Genomic DNA, 15,673 nt, shown 5'->3' on the forward strand with positions numbered 1-15,673 from the left:
GGCGAACCTACATGCCGGGCCGGCCAATCGTCGTTCCGACAGCATGGATCAAAGCTCGGCCTAACTGAGGGGTTTAGGACGACCTCCATGGTAGGCCCGCTGGTTTCGGTTCTGATCCCGACCTTCAATCGATCGCATTATCTTCCCGATGCGATCGGAAGCGCGCTGTCGCAGACACTCGACAATATCGAGGTCGTGGTCGTCGACGACGGGTCGACCGATCGCACGATCGACCTGCTCGGGAGCTTCACCGACCCACGCCTGCGGGTGCTTCGCCATGACCACAACCGCGGCATACCTGCGGCGCGCAACACCGCGCTGTCCGCCGCGCGAGGGCGGTATATCGCCTGGCTGGACAGCGACGACCGCGCACGCCCGACCCGCCTCGCCGAACAGGTGACGTTCCTCGAGCGGAACCCGGCAGTCGCGATGGTCGGCAGCTGTGCCGGCAAGTTGCACGCCGATGGCCGGCGCAAGTCGGGAGTCCGGGTGCCGCCGCTGACCCCCAGCATGATCCAGGCCTGGCTGTTGTTCCGATCGGCATTCCAGCAATCGTCGATCATGGGCCGCGCGGACATCCTGTCGCGCTACGGCTACGACGCCGCCTATCCGTGCTGCGAGGACGTCGACATGTTCTTGCGCCTGCAGCGTGACCACAGACTGGCGAACCTGCCGCAGATACTGGTCGATCGTCGCGTCCACCCCGATCAATGCGTGCGCTTGAGACGACGGGAGATCGAGGAGCGCAGGATGGCGCTGGCCATACCGATGCTTGCCCAATTGGGGATCGAGCCGAGCGGGCACGATCTGGAGCGTCACGTCATGCTCGGACGAGCGTCGCTAGCAAAAACCGGCGTGGATGCCGGCTATCTCGATTGGGCACGTGGCTGGCTCGAACGGCTGCGCGACGCGAACCGCCGCCAGCGCGTGTTCGACCCCGAGTCGCTTGCGCTCGCCAGCGACTATTTCTGGCTGCTGGCGTGCCGCGCGGTCGGTGCTCAATCGGGGAAACCCTCGGTGTTCAGGGCAATGCTGCGGCGGCCGCCCTCGGGTTTGTGGACGTCCGAAGCGCGCGATTGGATCAGGGCCGCGCTGCCGATCTATCTCCGGTCCTGATGCTCGAGAAAACGCCTCTTCGACACACAAGGCATCGGGCCGGCGGAGAAGTATTCGCCCGATCGTCGGTCGTTGGCTAGCAGGAGTATCGTCATGTCCGCACTGCCGCAGCCCGAAGGCTATGCCGTCGACGATGCCGGCATCCCGGCGATGATCGCGGCCGCAGCGGAGCCGCTGCCGGATTTCGACGACCCCGCATTCGGCCGCATGTTCGATCGGTTCGCGGGCGCACGCCTGGTCCTGCTCGGCGAGGCGAGCCACGGCACGTCCGAATTCTACCGCGCCCGAGCCGCGATCACCCGTCATCTGATCCGGGAGCACGGCTTCGACATGGTGGCCGTCGAAGCCGACTGGCCAGATGCGGCGACGATCGATCGTCAGGTCCGTCATCTGCCGGCGCGGCCAACCGCGGAAGCGCCATTCTCGCGCTTCCCGACATGGATGTGGCGCAATGCCGAGTTCGACGCGTTCGTGCACTGGCTGCGGGACCATAACGGCACGCTCGACCAGGCGCAGCGGGTGAGTTTCCACGGGCTCGATCTGTACAGCCTCAATGCGTCGATCCGCGCAGTGATCGACTATCTGGAGGCGGTCGATCCGGATGCGGCCGCTACCGCGCGCCAGCGTTACGGGTGCCTGAAGCCGTGGCGCGAGGATCCGTCGGTCTATGGCCGGATCGCGATGCGCGAAGGTCATGCGCGTTGCGAGGCGGGCGTGGTGGCAACGCTACGCGACCTGTTCGCCCGGCAGCGCGACTATGCCGCGGCGGACGGCGACGACTTCCTCGACGCGGTGCAGAACGCCCGGCTGATCGCCAATGCGGAGGCCTATTACCGCGCGATGTACCATGGCGCCGCGGCGAGTTGGAACCTGCGCGACGAGCACATGTGCGACACGCTCGACCTGCTGATGCAGGCCAAGGGGCCGCACGCGAAGGCGGTGGTGTGGGCGCATAACAGCCATATCGGCGATGCGCGCTTCACCGACATGGGCGAATCCCGCGATGAACTGAACCTCGGCCAGTTGGCGCGCGAGAGATACGGCGATGCCGCGTGCCTGATCGGCTTCGGCACCCATGCGGGCACGGTGGCGGCCGCGGACGACTGGGACGCGCCGATGCAGATCAAGCGGATCAATCCGTCGCGCCCCGACAGCTACGAACGCCTCGCACACGACAGCGGCGTCGAACGCTTCCTGCTCGACCTGCGCGAGGGCGTACACGACGCGCTTCGCGACGCGCTGATGGAGCAGCGGCTGGAGCGCTATATCGGTGTCATCTACCGTCCCGATACCGAGCGGTGGAGCCACTACTCGCCGGCGAGCCTGGCGGCGCAATATGATGCGTTCGCGTGGTTCGACAATACCAGCGCAGTAACGTCACTTGCCGGCGCAGGCGGCCCGCGCGATTCCGCCGGCACGGCGGCGGACGACACCTTCCCCAGCGGCCTTTGACCGCCAATCAGGAGACCACCCATGGCTATCCGCGCCACCGCAAACGCCCGTCGAAGGGTTGCATCATGAGGTTCGCGGGCAAGGTCGCGCTCGTCACTGGCGCGGGATCGGGGATCGGCAAGGCAGCGGCGCTGCGCCTGGCTGCGGAGGGATGCGCGGTCGGCGTGCTGACCCATGGCGCCGACGACGCCGAGGCGGTCGCCGAGGAGATCCGGGCGAAGGGCGGACGGGCGCTGCCCCTCGTCGCCGATGTCGGTGACGAGACCGAGTTAAATCCGCGATCGACCAGCTCGTCGGCGACTTCGGCGGGCTCGACTTCCTGTTCGCGAATGCCGGGATCAACGGCGTGTGGGCACCCATCGACGAGATCGCACCCGACGAATGGGATCGCACCATGGCCACCAACCTGCGCGGGACCTACCTGACCCTCCACTATGGCGTGCCCCACCTGAAGGCGAAGGGCGGCGGTGCCATCGTCATCACCGCGAGCGTGAACGGCACCCGGATCTTTTCGAACGCGGGGGCGACCGCCTATAGCTGCACCAAGGCCGCGCAGGTCGCGATGTGCAAGATGCAGGCGCTCGAACTCGCCCAGCACAGGATCCGCGTCAACGTGGTCTGCCCCGGCAAGATCGACACCGCGATCGAGAGCAACACCGAACGCCGCAACACCGAAGCCGCCGAGGAGCCGGTCGAGTTTCCCGAAGGCAAGATACCGCTGACCGACGACGAGGCGGGAACGTCCGACGAGGTCGCGGACCTCGTGCTGTTCCTGTTGTCGGACCAGGCTCGGCACATCACCGGCACGCCTGTCTGGATCGACGGCGGCGAGTCGTTGCTGATGGGCTGATGAAGGGCGTTGCTGTTGGTCGGCGGTGGGCAACTCAGATCAACTAGAATTTCAGGAACTCCGCTCGCCACGTCCGCTTTCATAATGCCGGAACAATGAGCTCGGAGTGCTGGCGGTGAACGACCCGAAGACCGGAAATCGCAAGTTCATGACCGTCGTGCTGGCGCTTCTCGTGGCCGGGATCCTTGCCGTGATGATCGTCGGCACGTTGCAATATTATGGCGACAAACGGCAGCCAGACGGCGTTCCGGAGACTACCGGGCGCTGATCGCCGGCGCCGCAGTCGCGCGAACCTGCGGGCGCACGCGGATGGCGAGCTTATCAAGGTTACGATTTACGTTCCGAGACCTGCCGCGAGCGCGGGAGCGCATCTTCGACCTGTGCTCATCTCCGCCCCCGCTTCGACCGACCGGACGTCATCGGATCGGGCTTCGGCGGCGGCTGCCATCCGGCCGGTGGGATCACCCGTTGCTGACTGGTCCCCAACCCCATCGCACCCGGCTGCTGCCGGACGAGATCCGACGCATCGGCGCGATCGGCTTCGGTCGCGGTAGCGCCGCCGCGCATCAGGTTGATCTTGTCACGGCACCGGGATGCCGTCTCGAAATCCAGCGCCTGAACCGCGGCTTCCATCTCTCGGTGCAAGGTCTCGATGCTCTTGGCCATCAAGCTTCAACGCGTGAGCGCAGGAAACGACGAAGAGGTCGTGCTCGCCCGTCAGCCCAGACCGATCTCGGTCTCGGCACCGTCCCACTTACCCGTGAGTCCAGGCACTTCGTCGAGCTGGCGCAGGGCGTCGAACCGACCGCGCTCTTCGCGATATCGGACGATCTCAAAGCCATGTCCTTTCAGCTGGGGAACAGCATCCAATTGCTCGGCGGTGGCGGCATTCAAGTCGATCATTCGCGTCTCCGTAAACACCGCTGCGCAGTGGTCATCCTGAGCATTTCCCGCAAACCGTCTTCATCAAGCCGCGGTTGCAATCGCCCCGCCGGGATCGTCGCGCCAACCGAGCGCAGGCGCGACGTGCTTGAGGATGCTCTCGATCACGTGCGCATTATAGTCCACGCCGAGCTGGTTCGGAACGGTGAGGAGCAAGGTATCGGCTTCCGCGATCGCCTCGTCGGCCCGTAGCTGATCGATCAGTCGATCGGGCTCGGCAGCGTAGGAGCGCCCGAACACGGCGCGCATCTCGTCGATGATGCCGATCTGATCACTATCGTCGCCACGCCCGAAATAGGCGCGATCCATGTCGTTGATCAGTGCGAAGATCGAGCGCGATACCGAAACGCGTGGGCGACGATCATGTCCGGCCGCCGCCCACGCCTCGCGATACGCGCGGATTTGCCGGGCTTGCTGGACGTGGAACGGTTCGCCCGTTTCATCGGCCTTCAGCGTCGAGCTCTGCAGGTTCATGCCCATCTGCGCCGCCCAGACGGCTGTGGCGTTCGACGCGGAACCCCACCAGATGCGCTCCCTGAGGCCCTCCGCATGCGGTTCGATTCGCAGCAATCCTGGCGGGTTCGGAAACATCGGACGCGGATTGGGTCGCGCGAACCCCTTGCCCTCCAGCAGGTCGAGAAATCGTTCGGCATGTCGGCGACCCATGTCGGCGTCGCTCTCCCCCGGTGCGGGCGCATAGCCGAAGTGTCGCCACCCCTCGATCACCTGCTCGGGCGAACCACGGCTGATGCCGAGTTGCAGTCGCCCCCGGCTGATCAGATCGGCCGAGCCCGCATCCTCGACCATATAGGCCGGGTTCTCGTAGCGCATGTCGATGACGCCCGTACCGATCTCGATGGTCTTCGTGCGTGCGCCGACCGCAGCAAGCAGCGGGAACGGGGATGCGAGCTGCTGCGCGAAGTGATGAACGCGGAAATACGCACCATCCGCGCCCAATTCCTCCGCAGCCACGGCAAGGTCGATCGACTGTAGCAGGACATCTGACGCCGAGCGCGTCGCGGAGCCGCGAGCGTCGGACCAATGGCCGAAGGACAAAAAGCCGATCTTCTTCATGGGGGTAAAATCCTGCTTGCTTACGCTCAATAGGTGGCCGCCAGTCATGCAGGTGCAAGACGCAGGGGCGGAACTTCACCGTTTCAGCCCTAGGCGCCCGACCTGTTGCGACGCCTGCTAGCCTCATGCGCTTAGTGCGTGGTTCGCTCGGGAGCGCTCGGCGCTCCGAGCGGGAACATGGCCGAGAACGCAGTCGGGTTAAGTTTTTGTTCGTTGATCGGGCGCGCCTTCGGGGCGACCGGGGTCCCACGATCGCCGCCGGGCGAAACGCCATAGGAATCCGATACATGACCGTCTTTCGCACAGCGTTGGCTCTCGCCGTTTCGATGACGTCGCTTGCCCAGGCGCAAGTCGCGTCCGCGCAGGACGCACCCGCGCCAACTGCGTCTGCCTCTGCTTCTGCGGCGGATCCGGCAGCCGCGCCGCTCGACGCGGAGCAGGACGACATCATCGTCACCGGCACGCGCACCGTCGGCCGGTCGCGGCTCGATAGTGCGTCGCCCGTCGACGTGTTGAGCGGTGTCAGCCTGCAGCGGCAGGGAACGACCGAGCTTGCCACCGCGCTGGCGGCGATCGCGCCGTCGATCGACTTTCCGCGCCCGTCGGCGACCGACGGCACCGACGCGATCCGGCCGGCCACGCTGCGCGGACTGTCCCCCGATCAGACACTGGTCCTGATCAACGGAATTCGCGGCCACACCTCCTCGCTGGTGAACACCAATGGCAGCGTCGGTCGCGGGTCCGCGGCAGTCGATCTCAACACCGTGCCGACGGTCGCGCTCGATCGGATCGAAGTGCTGCGTGACGGCGCCTCGGCGCAATATGGTTCGGACGCGATCGCGGGCGTGGTCAATCTGCGGCTGCGCGAGGCGCGCGCCGGCGGCGGCGCGCAAGTCACCTATGGCTTCTACGACACCGACGTCGACACGGCGAACAACAGCCGTGACGTGACCGGCGAGCATGCCGTCACCGCATCGGCGTGGCAGGGGATTGGTTTCGGCAGCGACGGGTTCGTCACGCTCTCGGGCGAATACACCAAGCGCCGGCCGACCAACCGTGCGGATATCGACACGCGAGTCGCGCCCAATCGCGTCACCGGCCGCTATGGCGACCCGGCTGTCGAGCAATATACCGGCTTCGTAAATGCCGGCACGTCGCTGACCGACACGCTGAGCCTCTATGCGTTCGGTGGGTATCAGGATCGCGACAGCCGTAGCGCGGCGTTCCCGCGGGTCGCCGCGGTCGGCGCGACCGCACCGGCGCTGGCGCTGTTGTCGCGCGCCGGCTTTCCGAACGGCTTCCTGCCGATCATCAACACCAAGTCGAAGGACATCAACTCGGCGGTCGGCGTGCGCGGTGAGGTCGGCGGCTTCAACGTCGACCTGTCGCTCAGCTACGGTCGCAACAGGATCGACTATCGCACGCTGAATTCGGCCAACTACGCCTTCGGCACGGCGAGCCCGCGCAACTTCGACGACGGCGCGACGATCTACGACCAATATGTCGCGGGTCTCGATGTCTCGCGCAAGTTCGACGTCTTCCAGTCGTTGAACGTCGCATTCGGTATAGAAGGCCGGCGCGAGGGCTATGAGATCGTGGCGGGCGAACTCGCCTCCTATGGCTATCCGGCGGCCGGAACGGTGACCGGCATTCCCGCGAACACCACCGCGGCGCCGGGCGCGCAGGGCTTCGGCGGCTTCTCGCCCGCCAACGAAACCAAGCAGAGCCGTCGCAACGGCAGCATCTACGTCGATCTCGAGGCGCAAGTGACCGACGCGCTGCTGGTCGGGCTCGCCGGCCGCGCCGAAGACTATTCCGATTTCGGCAGCACCGCGACCGGCAAGGCGTCGCTGCGCTATGATTTCACACCCTGGTTCGCCCTGCGCGGCACCGCATCGACCGGGTTCCGCGCGCCGTCGCTGCAACAGCAATACTTCACCCAGACCGCATCCGTGGTCACCAACGGCGTTCCGATCCTGACCGGCACCTTTCCATCGGTCAGCAGCGTCGCGACCGCGCTGGGCGGCCTGCCGCTCGAGCCCGAGAAATCGACCAACCTGTCGGTCGGGACGGTGATCCGTGCGGGCGGCTTCGACCTGACCATCGACGCGTACCGGATCCACATCCGTGACCAGATCGGCCTGTCGGAGAACATCGCGGCGACTTTCAGCCCGACGGTGGCGGGGCTGCTGGGGCCATTCAACGTCTCGGCGGCACGCTTCTTCCTCAATGGGCTCGCCTCCACGACCAAGGGCATCGATGCGGTCGCGCATTACCGGCTCGCCGCGGCAAGCGCGGGCAATTTCGACTTCACGGTCGCGGGCAACGTCAACGATGTCGACGTGACCCGTGTCCCGGTGACGACGTCGGCGCTGAACCCAGCGCCGACGCTGTTCGCGCGCAGTCGTATCCTGACGCTCGAAGACGGGACGCCCGGCACGAAGGTAACCGGCACGATCGACTGGTCGCTCGACCGGCTCGGCGCGCTGGCGCGGGTCACCTATTATGGCGACGTCAACCAGCCCGGCACGGTCGCCAGTGCCGACGTGCATACCGGCAAGCACGCGGTCACCGATCTCGAACTACGCTATGCCGCGCCGAAGGGAGCGCAGATCGGGCTCGGCGTCAGCAATCTCTTCGACGTCTATCCCGATCGGACGATCGCAGCGAACAACACCACCGGTGTGCTGGGCTACCCATCCTACTCGCCGTTCGGGTTCAACGGCCGGTATCTCTACGCCCGAGTCGGCCTGAACTGGTAGGCAGGCCTACTTAGCGGGCGTCGGATCATTTTCGCCGCCGCAAGATGGCGGCCAGCGTGATCAGTCCTGCGACCGCAACCCCGGCCCCTGCTGCCGCCGCGGCCTTGCGGCGCTGGTCGGGGCGTCGTCGGCCGCCATCGACGCCGCTGGGCGCGGCAGGAGGATCGAACAGTGCGCCACTGCCGTCCTTGCTGGGGTCGGCCTTGCTGGTCCAGCTGTCCATGAAACCGTTCATCATCGCCGCGCCGAGATTGGGCGTAAAGAACTGATTGAGCTTCAGGGCGATCGCGGGAGCGCCGACCGCAGTGGTGTTGCGGGGGTGATCCGCGAGCCGGACGACCGCCTTCGCCACGGTCTCCGGCGCGAGCGCTCCCGGCGGCAGCGACAGCTTGGCGCCGGTGTAATTGGCGGCATGATCGATGCCGGGCGTGTCGACGAAGGTCGGGTAGACATCGCAGACATAGATGCGCGGATGCTTGGAAAGCTCGCCACGCAAGGCCTCGCTGAAGCCGCGAAGCCCGAATTTGCTGGCCGAATAGGCCGCGGCATAGGGCGTCGCGACGAAGCCGCCGACCGAGATCATGTTGATGAAGGTGCCATGGTCCTGCGCCAGGAAGATCGGCAACACCGCATGCGCGTCGTTCATATGGCCGATGAGATTCGTCGTGACGACCTGCACATGATCGGCGATCGGCACATCCTCGTACTTGCCGACCACCCCGACACCGACATTGCTGAACCAGACGTCGATCTCGCCGAGGTAATCGCGCGCTTCTGCGGCGAGCTGCGCCACCGAAGCGGCATCGTTCACGTCGACGACCCGGACCTGCGCTTCGCCGCCGGCCTCACGGCAAAGCCGCGCGATGTCGTCGAGCCCCGTCTGCCCGCGCGCGGCGAGCATCAGTCGAGCGCCGCGTCTCGCGAACGCGATCGCGGTCGCAGCCCCTATGCCGCTGGAGGCGCCGGTGATGACTACCCGCTTTGCTGTATCGTTGCTTGCCACGTGCGCTGCCTCGAAGAAATTGGTAGAAGCAGGACGAACGCTGCGGAACCTCGTTCCAAGGAGATTCCGCGGAAGGGCATCTAGCGAGGCAGCGTCTTGCGCCGCCGCTTGAACCAGAATGTCCAGACGGCGAAGCTGCCGAGCATCGCCATCGCCACGCCCGAAAGGGTCATCGATAGCCTGTAGGCAAGCCCGCCGATCTTCGCGGCGTGGAGCGGGTAGGCCGCGTTGTACACCTGCGCACCCGCGGGCATCGCCAGCGCGTCGCGGGCGGCAAGCAGGCGACCGTCGGCGGCGTCGAACCAAAGCGTCGTGCGGCCATTGGGCAGCCATTCGGCGGCACGCTTCATGCGCAGCGTGATCGCGTCGCCGGGCTTGCGTGGCAGCGCCAGGATCCGGACCTCGGCGTCGGGGAAGCGCGCCTGTGCGGCTGCGAGCATCCGTCGCCAGTCGGGACGCTCGGCGAGCGGGCCGCTGATCAGCTTGGGCGGCGCCATCGCCCGGGCGACCGCGGCCGGCGGCGAGAAGGGCGCGACGACGATCGCGGCGACCGGTTTGAAGATCATCATCGCGCCGGTGAGTGCCGACAGGAGCAGCAGCGGCGCGGTGATGATGCCGAGATCGCGGTGGTGCATCAGGATCGCGGGGCGGCTCATCCGCTTGGGGAGCAGCCGCGGCTTGAACGTACGCCGGGTGCGCCACCAAAGAATTGTGCCGGAAACGATGAAGAAGATCGCGCATAGTGCCGAGATGCCGATCACGGTCTCGCCAATATCGCCGGCGAACAGGTGATGATGGAGATCGAAGATCCACAGCTCCGGCCGCTGCCGTTGGCTGATCCAGCGGGTGACGATCGCGCCGGCCTGATTGGCATAGGCGCCGCCGCCGCCCGCGAAGCGGAGCTGGTGCAGCCCGAACCCGTCGCTGGCATAGATGATGCCCTGGGGCGCTTTGCCCGACTGCGCCAACAATCGCTCGGTCGCGGTGGCGATCGCGCCCGGATCGTGAAGCAGCGGATCGCCGGCATGCGGCACGCCGATCCACGCGTTCTTGTGGATCAGAACGACCCCGGTCAGCCCCAGCAGCGCGAGCACCAGCCCGATGATTCCCCCGGTCCAGCGGTGGAGCAGATCGAGCAGGCGCATCTTAGAAGCGCTTGTCCCAGCCGAGCGTAAAAACGCGCCCGCGCCCGCTGAAGTAGCTGAGATTGTCGGTCGGCAGTCGGGTATCGCTGCTATAGTCGATATAGTCCCTGTCGAACATATTCTGGAGGCTCAGGCTAAGCCCGCCCAAACCGGTTTCGTAACGGACATTGGCGTCGGTCAGCGTGTAGCCGCCGAAATCGTTGCGCGGATCGCGGATCAGCCCCTTGAAGGTCCTCGCCAGGTAGAATTGCGTCTGGACACGTGCCGACAGTCGCCCGCGGACGTAATTGGCGGCGAGGTTGAGGCGGTCGGGCGAGATGTTGGTGCCGTCCAGATCGGTGTCGACCTTGCCGTCCGGAACCGCGCTGCTGTCATAGCGCCCCGCGAGATGCGCATACCCGGCGGACACGCGCAACCCGGGCAACGGCGTCTTCACGCTGAGATTGATCTCGACACCCTGGATCTCGACGCGCAGGCGCTGGACGTCGAAGATGCCGCCGGGTCTGGCGATCAGCAGTTGCCCCTTGTCGCTCGACGACCAGAAGTATGTCGTGCTGGCGTCGAGCGGCCCGCGCTTCACCTCGATGCCGATCTCGCGGTTGTTCGAGACGATTGGGCTGATGTCGAGGAAGCTGTCGATGTCGACGTTGGCGGTGCCGATCGCGCGCGTGATGCGGCCGACATCGGGTACGGTGAACCCCTCCGCATAGCTGCCATAGGCGCGGATGCCGGGCACGGGTTCGACGATGACGCCGCCATTGTAGAGGATGTCGGAGAATTTGGGCGACCCTCCCGACACGCGCACACCGCCCCGGGGCGTCGTGGTGGTCGCGAGCGTCGTATAATCGTCGACGCCGATCCTGACGTTTTCCGACCGGATACCGCCGGCGAGCCGGACCTTCTTGTCGAACAATGCGAGATTGGCCTGGGCGAACGGCGCGAGGCTGCGGAAATCGGTCGGTGGAACCCACACGCGATCGGTGGCGATCAGGCGCTGTTCGGTTTTGTCGTAAAGGACGTCGAAGCCGACCGTGGCGGTCAGCGCCTCGAACCCGGGCACGCCGCGCTCGTAGCTGAACTTTCCGCCGACCTTGCGAGACCGGTTCTGCGATTGGTCGAACAAGGTCCCGACCGGCGCAATGCGAACGTCCTGGAAGGCCGCGATCGGCGCGATCTCGCCGCCGAAGGTATCCCGGCTGCGATTGAAGAAGATTTGAGCGACCAGATTACCGCCCGCCAGCGCGGGATCGGTCAGCGACAGGGCGACGCTGTCGGTACGGCTGGCCGCGGGATCACCGGGCGGCGTGCCGCGCACCGCGATCGTCGGGACGCCAGTCAACCGATTGCCGGCGAGCGCGACATAGCCGCCCTCCCCGTCCAACGCGAAATGGCTGGCGATCAGGTCGAGCCGCGCCGTCTCGGTCAGCGCCAAGCCGATCCTGCCGAACAGCGAGAGCGTCTTGGAATGCTGCGTCTCGCCCTGAGTCAGGTTGAGCCCGACCCGACGACCGGCGCCGTCATAGAAGACACCGCGCTTTTCATAAGCCGCGCCGGCCGTGGCGTCGAAGCGCCCAGCCTTATACTGGACCAGGCCCGCCGCCTTGCCGCCGATCCCGTCGCCCGAGAAATCATCATCGGCGGTGCCTTGCAGCAGGAAGCGCCCGCCGAACCCCTCCGTCCTCGGCGCGCCGACCGTGACCTGGTTGACGATGCCCCCGGTCCCGCCGATCCCCTGGAGCGCGTTCGAGCCGTAGATCAGTTCTACTCGATCGACGAAGAAACCGTCGATGGTGAAGCCGTCGCGGCTGCCATCGCGCAACGGTGTCGATTGCGGAATGCCATTGATCGCATAGAGCGGCGACCGTCCCCGCAACGTCTCCCCCGCGCCCGACAATTTCTGGCGCGTCGGCGAGAAGGACGGCGTCAGGTTGGCCACCGCGTCGGTCACGGACCCGGAAATCGCGATCTGCTGGTCGAGCGTTGCCTTGTCGATCAGGTCGATCGTCAGGGGCAGCGCGTTGGGCGGCAGGATCGTGCGGGCGGCGGTGACGACGATGTCCTCGTCCGCCACGGCTTGCGACTCCTCAACTTCGGCAAGCGCCTGACCTGGCGGCTGTGCAAAGACCGGCGCGGCGACAGCGCAGAGCATCGGTACGACGGATGACAGCAGAAAGCTCGGACGATGGATCATGATTTCCCCCCGGGCGGCTGCTACCAGGGGTCAGAATCAATTGCAACTCACTCGCATTAGCGTTTCGCGTGAGTATGATCATCAAGATCGTCTCACGGGCTGTAGCACTCATGCTGTTAGCTAGTTCTTCGCCAGAATACGCAATCTGCGCCTACCGACAGCCATTCATGGCGGCGCGGTCACGGCATCCGTCAGTGACGCTTCGGCATCAGCGCCCGCACACCGCGTCCCCGCGGGGATCGTCACGAACCAATCAGCAGGGGGAGAATGGTGCTGCCGGTGAGGATTGAACTCACGACCTCAGCCTTACCAAGGATGCGCTCTACCACTGAGCTACGGCAGCACTTCCGCCTTGTGGGCGGAAGGGGGCCTAGAGACGAGGTGGGGCGGATTGTCAAGGACGGGGGGTACGGTTTAGGAAGCGGCGCATGACGGGGAAGGATGACCGGGCCGAGCGGCTTGCCGCGGCGCTCCGCGAGAATTTGCGGCGGCGCAAGGCTCAGGCTCGGGGGCGGCCCGAGGCGCCGTCGCCGCCCGTCGTGCCCGAGGATTAGGATAGCGGCGCGCATTTGGCGGTGAGCCAGGCGCGATCTTCCTCGTCCAGTTGCGGGGCGATCACCTCGACGACCATGGCGTGATAGGCATTGAGCCAGGCGCGTTCTTGCGGGGTCAGGAGCGCCGGGTCGATCAGGGTGCGCTCGATGGGGGCGAAGGTCAGGGTTTCGAAGCCGAGCATCGAGCGATCGGGGTCGCCACCGGGGACGACGCGCGGTTCGACCAGGACGAGGTTCTCGATGCGGATGCCGTATTCGCCGGTTTTATAATAGCCGGGTTCGTTGGACAGCATCATGCCGGCGCGGAGCGGTTCGAGCGCGGCGCCGCCGGGGTAGTTGGGCTGGGCGATCCGCTGCGGGCCTTCGTGGACCGACAGATAGGCGCCGATGCCGTGGCCGGTGCCATGGCCGTAGTCGAGCCCCGCTTCCCAGAGCGGCCGCCGCGCAAAGGCGTCGATCTGGCCGCCCATCGTGCCGTCGGGGAAGATCGCGGTGGCGATTGCGATATGACCCTTCAGCACGCGGGTGAAGCGGTCGCGCATCTCGGCGGTCGGCGCGCCGATCGGCATCACGCGGGTGACGTCGGTGGTGCCGTCGGCATATTGGCCGCCGGAATCGATCAGGAAGAGCTGGCCTGGCAGGATCGGCGCGTTGGAGGCTTCGGTGACGTGGTAATGCGGGCTGGCGCCGTGCGCGCCGGTCGCGGAGATGGTCGCGAAGCTGGTGTCGAGCAGCAGGCCGGTCGCTTCGCGGAACGCGAGCAGCTGCGCGGCGGCGGACAATTCGGTCTGGCCGCCCTTGGGGCATTCGGTTTCGACCCAGTGCAGGAAGCGGGTCAGCGCGGCGCCGTCGCGCGCCGATGCGGCGCGGTGGCCGGCGATCTCGGCAGGGTTCTTGATTGCCTTTGCGAGTACTACCGGATCGCGCTGCGCGAGCACCGTTGCGCCGCCCCGATCGAGCGCATCGAAGATCGCGGCGACCGCGCGTTCGGGGTCGGCGACGACGCGGCGACCAGCGAATATTGCCAATCTTGAGTCGAATGCGTCGCGCGGATGGATGCGGACCGCGTTGCCGAGATGCTGGCGGACCGCGTCGTCGATCTTGTTCTCGGCAACGAACAGATCGGTCTCACCGTTGGCGTGGACGATCGCATAGGCGAGCGCGACGGGTGTGTGATCGACGTCGCCGCCGCGGATGTTGAGCGTCCAGGCGATCGAATCGAGCGCGGACAGGATCACCGCGTCGGCGCCCTTGGCCGCGAGCCAATCGCCGATGTCGGCGCGCTTGCTGGCCGAGGAGGCGCCGGCGATGTCGTTGCGCTGCACGGTGAGGCGCGCATCCGATGGGGCCGGGCGATCGGGCCAGACCGCGTCGATCGGGTTCGCATCGACCGCCACCAGCGTCGCGCCGGTGGTCGCGAGGATGGCACTGGTGTCGGCGACCCAGAGGCGGGTGTGTAGCCAGGGGTCGTAGGCGATCCGAGCGCCGGGTGCGGCGTTGTCGGCAAGCCAGGTGGCGACATCGACGTCGGGGACCTGGACGTACTGCCACTCGTCCGGCGAAACCTGCTCGCGCACCTGGAGCGTGTAGCGCCCGTCGGTGAAGATCGCGGCCTGGTCCGCGAGGACGATTGCGGTGCCGGCCGAGCCCTGGAAACCGGTGAGCCAGGCGAGGCGCTGGGCATAGCTGCCGACATATTCGGACATGTGTTCGTCGGTGAGCGGGACGACGAAGCCGTCGAGGCCGCTGCGCGCGAGGTGATCGCGAAGGGCGGCGAGGCGAGCGGAATATGGTGACATCGGCAGGGTTTCCGGTTGGGCGGGCGATGGAAGGGTTGGCGGATGGGCGGGTCGGTTGGCTAGAGAAAAGTCACAAGAGTCGCACCTATACGCAGGCGCGCGGGGGTGCGGGGATGGTCGGTGGGGCATGCGGAGCCTTGAGGGTCGTCGACATGGCGGGAGGGTGACAGGGTCGGTCGGTGTAGGACAGTGTTGGAGGTGGCGAGTGTCGGCGCGGGCGCTCGCGTCGATTGTGCTCCCGCGAAGGCGGGAGCCCAGTACTGGGTCCCCGCCTTCGCGGGGACACATTATGGGTCGAACCACTTCTACCACCCCGGCGGAGGCCGGGGCCCAGTTGGGAAGGTGGATGTAACGGGGGGCTGTTCGTCGTCATGATCGTCTCCCACCTGGGCCCCGGCCTTCGCCGGGGTGGTGGGAAGTGTGGGGGTGGTGGGAAGTGCGGGTCGATGAGAGGTGCCGGGTGGCTTAGCCGACGTGCGCGAGGAACGCCTTCTGCCTTCGACTTGGTCCGGCGCTCGGCTATGGGTCGGCGATGACTCAATCGACGCCACCGATCGCCGAGCAGCGGCCCCATCAGTTTATGGTGCACGGCACCACCATCGATGATCCCTGGGCGTGGCTGAAGGATCCGTCCTATCCCGAGGTCACCGACCCCGACGTGCTCGCCTATCTCGAGGCCGAGAACGCGTATTTCGAAGGCGTGATGGCGCCGCACAAGCCGCTGGTCGACCGGCTGTACGAAGAGATGAAGGCGCGGATCAAGGAGGACGAATCCTCGGTGCCGC

At 66.3% G+C, this 15,673-nt stretch carries 12 protein-coding genes, 1 tRNA gene and 2 pseudogenes; 7 read left to right on the top strand and 8 right to left on the bottom strand.

Annotated features, from left to right (window positions below; genetic code table 11):
- The first annotated feature begins 87 nt into the window (after nucleotides 1-87).
- The 4 genes and pseudogenes from ACFE77_RS05030 (at nucleotide 88) to ACFE77_RS05045 (ending at nucleotide 3,686) form a co-directional block, all read left to right on the top strand.
- The gene (locus ACFE77_RS05030) at nucleotides 88-1,116 is read left to right on the top strand and encodes a glycosyltransferase family 2 protein (RefSeq protein ID WP_375420532.1); all 1,029 of its coding nucleotides are present in this window, start codon (nucleotides 88-90) and stop codon (nucleotides 1,114-1,116) included.
- A 93-nt stretch (nucleotides 1,117-1,209) separates the two neighbouring features.
- Complete coding sequence (locus ACFE77_RS05035) at nucleotides 1,210-2,568, top strand: erythromycin esterase family protein (RefSeq protein WP_375420533.1); 1,359 nt, start codon at nucleotides 1,210-1,212, stop codon at nucleotides 2,566-2,568.
- Nucleotides 2,569-2,633: 65 nt separating this feature from the next.
- A pseudogene (locus tag ACFE77_RS05040) lies at nucleotides 2,634-3,418 on the top strand (SDR family oxidoreductase).
- A 115-nt stretch (nucleotides 3,419-3,533) separates the two neighbouring features.
- The gene (locus tag ACFE77_RS05045) at nucleotides 3,534-3,686 is read left to right on the top strand and encodes a hypothetical protein (protein ID WP_375420534.1); all 153 of its coding nucleotides are present in this window, start codon (nucleotides 3,534-3,536) and stop codon (nucleotides 3,684-3,686) included.
- 116 nt (nucleotides 3,687-3,802) lie between these two features.
- On the opposite strand, the gene ACFE77_RS05050 is transcribed toward ACFE77_RS05045, so the two are convergent.
- The 3 genes from ACFE77_RS05050 to ACFE77_RS05060 form a co-directional block, all read right to left on the bottom strand.
- Nucleotides 3,803-4,084: a UvrB/UvrC motif-containing protein gene (locus ACFE77_RS05050; RefSeq protein ID WP_375420535.1), complete on the bottom strand. Its 282-nt coding sequence runs from the start codon at nucleotides 4,082-4,084 to the stop codon at nucleotides 3,803-3,805.
- A gap of 51 nt (nucleotides 4,085-4,135) precedes the next feature.
- Nucleotides 4,136-4,321, bottom strand: coding sequence for a helix-hairpin-helix domain-containing protein (locus ACFE77_RS05055; RefSeq protein ID WP_375420536.1), 186 nt, complete (start codon nucleotides 4,319-4,321; stop codon nucleotides 4,136-4,138).
- 63 nt (nucleotides 4,322-4,384) lie between these two features.
- On the bottom strand, nucleotides 4,385-5,434 hold the full coding sequence (locus tag ACFE77_RS05060) for an LLM class flavin-dependent oxidoreductase (protein ID WP_375420537.1): 1,050 nt from the start codon (nucleotides 5,432-5,434) through the stop codon (nucleotides 4,385-4,387).
- Nucleotides 5,435-5,721: 287 nt separating this feature from the next.
- On the opposite strand from ACFE77_RS05060, the gene ACFE77_RS05065 reads away from it, so the two are divergent.
- A complete protein-coding gene (locus tag ACFE77_RS05065) occupies nucleotides 5,722-8,196 on the top strand; it encodes a TonB-dependent receptor plug domain-containing protein (RefSeq protein WP_375420538.1) in 2,475 nt (824 codons plus the stop codon).
- Between the two features lie 25 nt (nucleotides 8,197-8,221).
- Here the strand turns inward: ACFE77_RS05065 and ACFE77_RS05070 are convergent, their stop codons facing one another.
- The 4 genes from ACFE77_RS05070 to ACFE77_RS05085 all read right to left on the bottom strand — a co-directional run bounded on the left by ACFE77_RS05070 (nucleotide 8,222) and on the right by ACFE77_RS05085 (nucleotide 12,878).
- Nucleotides 8,222-9,199: an SDR family oxidoreductase gene (locus tag ACFE77_RS05070; protein WP_375420539.1), complete on the bottom strand. Its 978-nt coding sequence runs from the start codon at nucleotides 9,197-9,199 to the stop codon at nucleotides 8,222-8,224.
- Between the two features lie 80 nt (nucleotides 9,200-9,279).
- Nucleotides 9,280-10,344 carry a PepSY-associated TM helix domain-containing protein gene (locus tag ACFE77_RS05075; protein WP_375420540.1) on the bottom strand — a complete coding sequence of 355 codons (1,065 nt, stop codon included), beginning with the start codon at nucleotides 10,342-10,344 and terminating at the stop codon, nucleotides 9,280-9,282.
- Between the two features lies 1 nt (nucleotide 10,345).
- Nucleotides 10,346-12,535 (bottom strand): TonB-dependent receptor, encoded by a 2,190-nt coding sequence (locus ACFE77_RS05080; protein ID WP_375420541.1) that lies wholly within the window; start codon nucleotides 12,533-12,535, stop codon nucleotides 10,346-10,348.
- Nucleotides 12,536-12,803: 268 nt separating this feature from the next.
- Nucleotides 12,804-12,878 (bottom strand) — tRNA-Thr (locus ACFE77_RS05085).
- A gap of 85 nt (nucleotides 12,879-12,963) precedes the next feature.
- On the opposite strand from ACFE77_RS05085, the gene ACFE77_RS05090 reads away from it, so the two are divergent.
- The gene (locus ACFE77_RS05090) at nucleotides 12,964-13,089 is read left to right on the top strand and encodes a hypothetical protein (RefSeq protein WP_375420542.1); all 126 of its coding nucleotides are present in this window, start codon (nucleotides 12,964-12,966) and stop codon (nucleotides 13,087-13,089) included.
- Here ACFE77_RS05090 and ACFE77_RS05095 read toward each other — a convergent pair.
- Entirely contained in the window at nucleotides 13,086-14,888 is a 1,803-nt protein-coding gene (locus tag ACFE77_RS05095; protein ID WP_375420543.1) for an aminopeptidase P family protein, read from the bottom strand. The genes ACFE77_RS05090 and ACFE77_RS05095 overlap by 4 nt on opposite strands.
- Nucleotides 14,889-15,420: 532 nt before the next feature.
- Here ACFE77_RS05095 and ACFE77_RS05100 point away from each other — a divergent pair.
- A pseudogene (locus ACFE77_RS05100) lies at nucleotides 15,421-15,673 on the top strand (S9 family peptidase); the annotation flags it as partial.

Source organism: uncultured Sphingomonas sp., assembly GCF_964243315.1.
Classification (GTDB): domain Bacteria; phylum Pseudomonadota; class Alphaproteobacteria; order Sphingomonadales; family Sphingomonadaceae; genus Sphingomonas.

Bases quoted from the DNA above. Each gene is read 5' to 3' on its own strand.
- ACFE77_RS05095 (WP_375420543.1), bottom strand. From the start codon at position 14,888: ATGTCACCATATTCCGCTCGCCTCGCCGCCCTTCGCGATCACCTCGCG.
- ACFE77_RS05065 (WP_375420538.1), top strand. From the start codon at position 5,722: ATGACCGTCTTTCGCACAGCGTTGGCTCTCGCCGTTTCGATGACGTCG.
- ACFE77_RS05030 (WP_375420532.1), top strand. From the start codon at position 88: ATGGTAGGCCCGCTGGTTTCGGTTCTGATCCCGACCTTCAATCGATCG.
- ACFE77_RS05090 (WP_375420542.1), top strand. From the start codon at position 12,964: ATGACGGGGAAGGATGACCGGGCCGAGCGGCTTGCCGCGGCGCTCCGC.
- ACFE77_RS05080 (WP_375420541.1), bottom strand. From the start codon at position 12,535: ATGATCCATCGTCCGAGCTTTCTGCTGTCATCCGTCGTACCGATGCTC.
- ACFE77_RS05060 (WP_375420537.1), bottom strand. From the start codon at position 5,434: ATGAAGAAGATCGGCTTTTTGTCCTTCGGCCATTGGTCCGACGCTCGC.
- ACFE77_RS05075 (WP_375420540.1), bottom strand. From the start codon at position 10,344: ATGCGCCTGCTCGATCTGCTCCACCGCTGGACCGGGGGAATCATCGGG.
- ACFE77_RS05035 (WP_375420533.1), top strand. From the start codon at position 1,210: ATGTCCGCACTGCCGCAGCCCGAAGGCTATGCCGTCGACGATGCCGGC.
- ACFE77_RS05055 (WP_375420536.1), bottom strand. From the start codon at position 4,321: ATGATCGACTTGAATGCCGCCACCGCCGAGCAATTGGATGCTGTTCCC.
- ACFE77_RS05050 (WP_375420535.1), bottom strand. From the start codon at position 4,084: ATGGCCAAGAGCATCGAGACCTTGCACCGAGAGATGGAAGCCGCGGTT.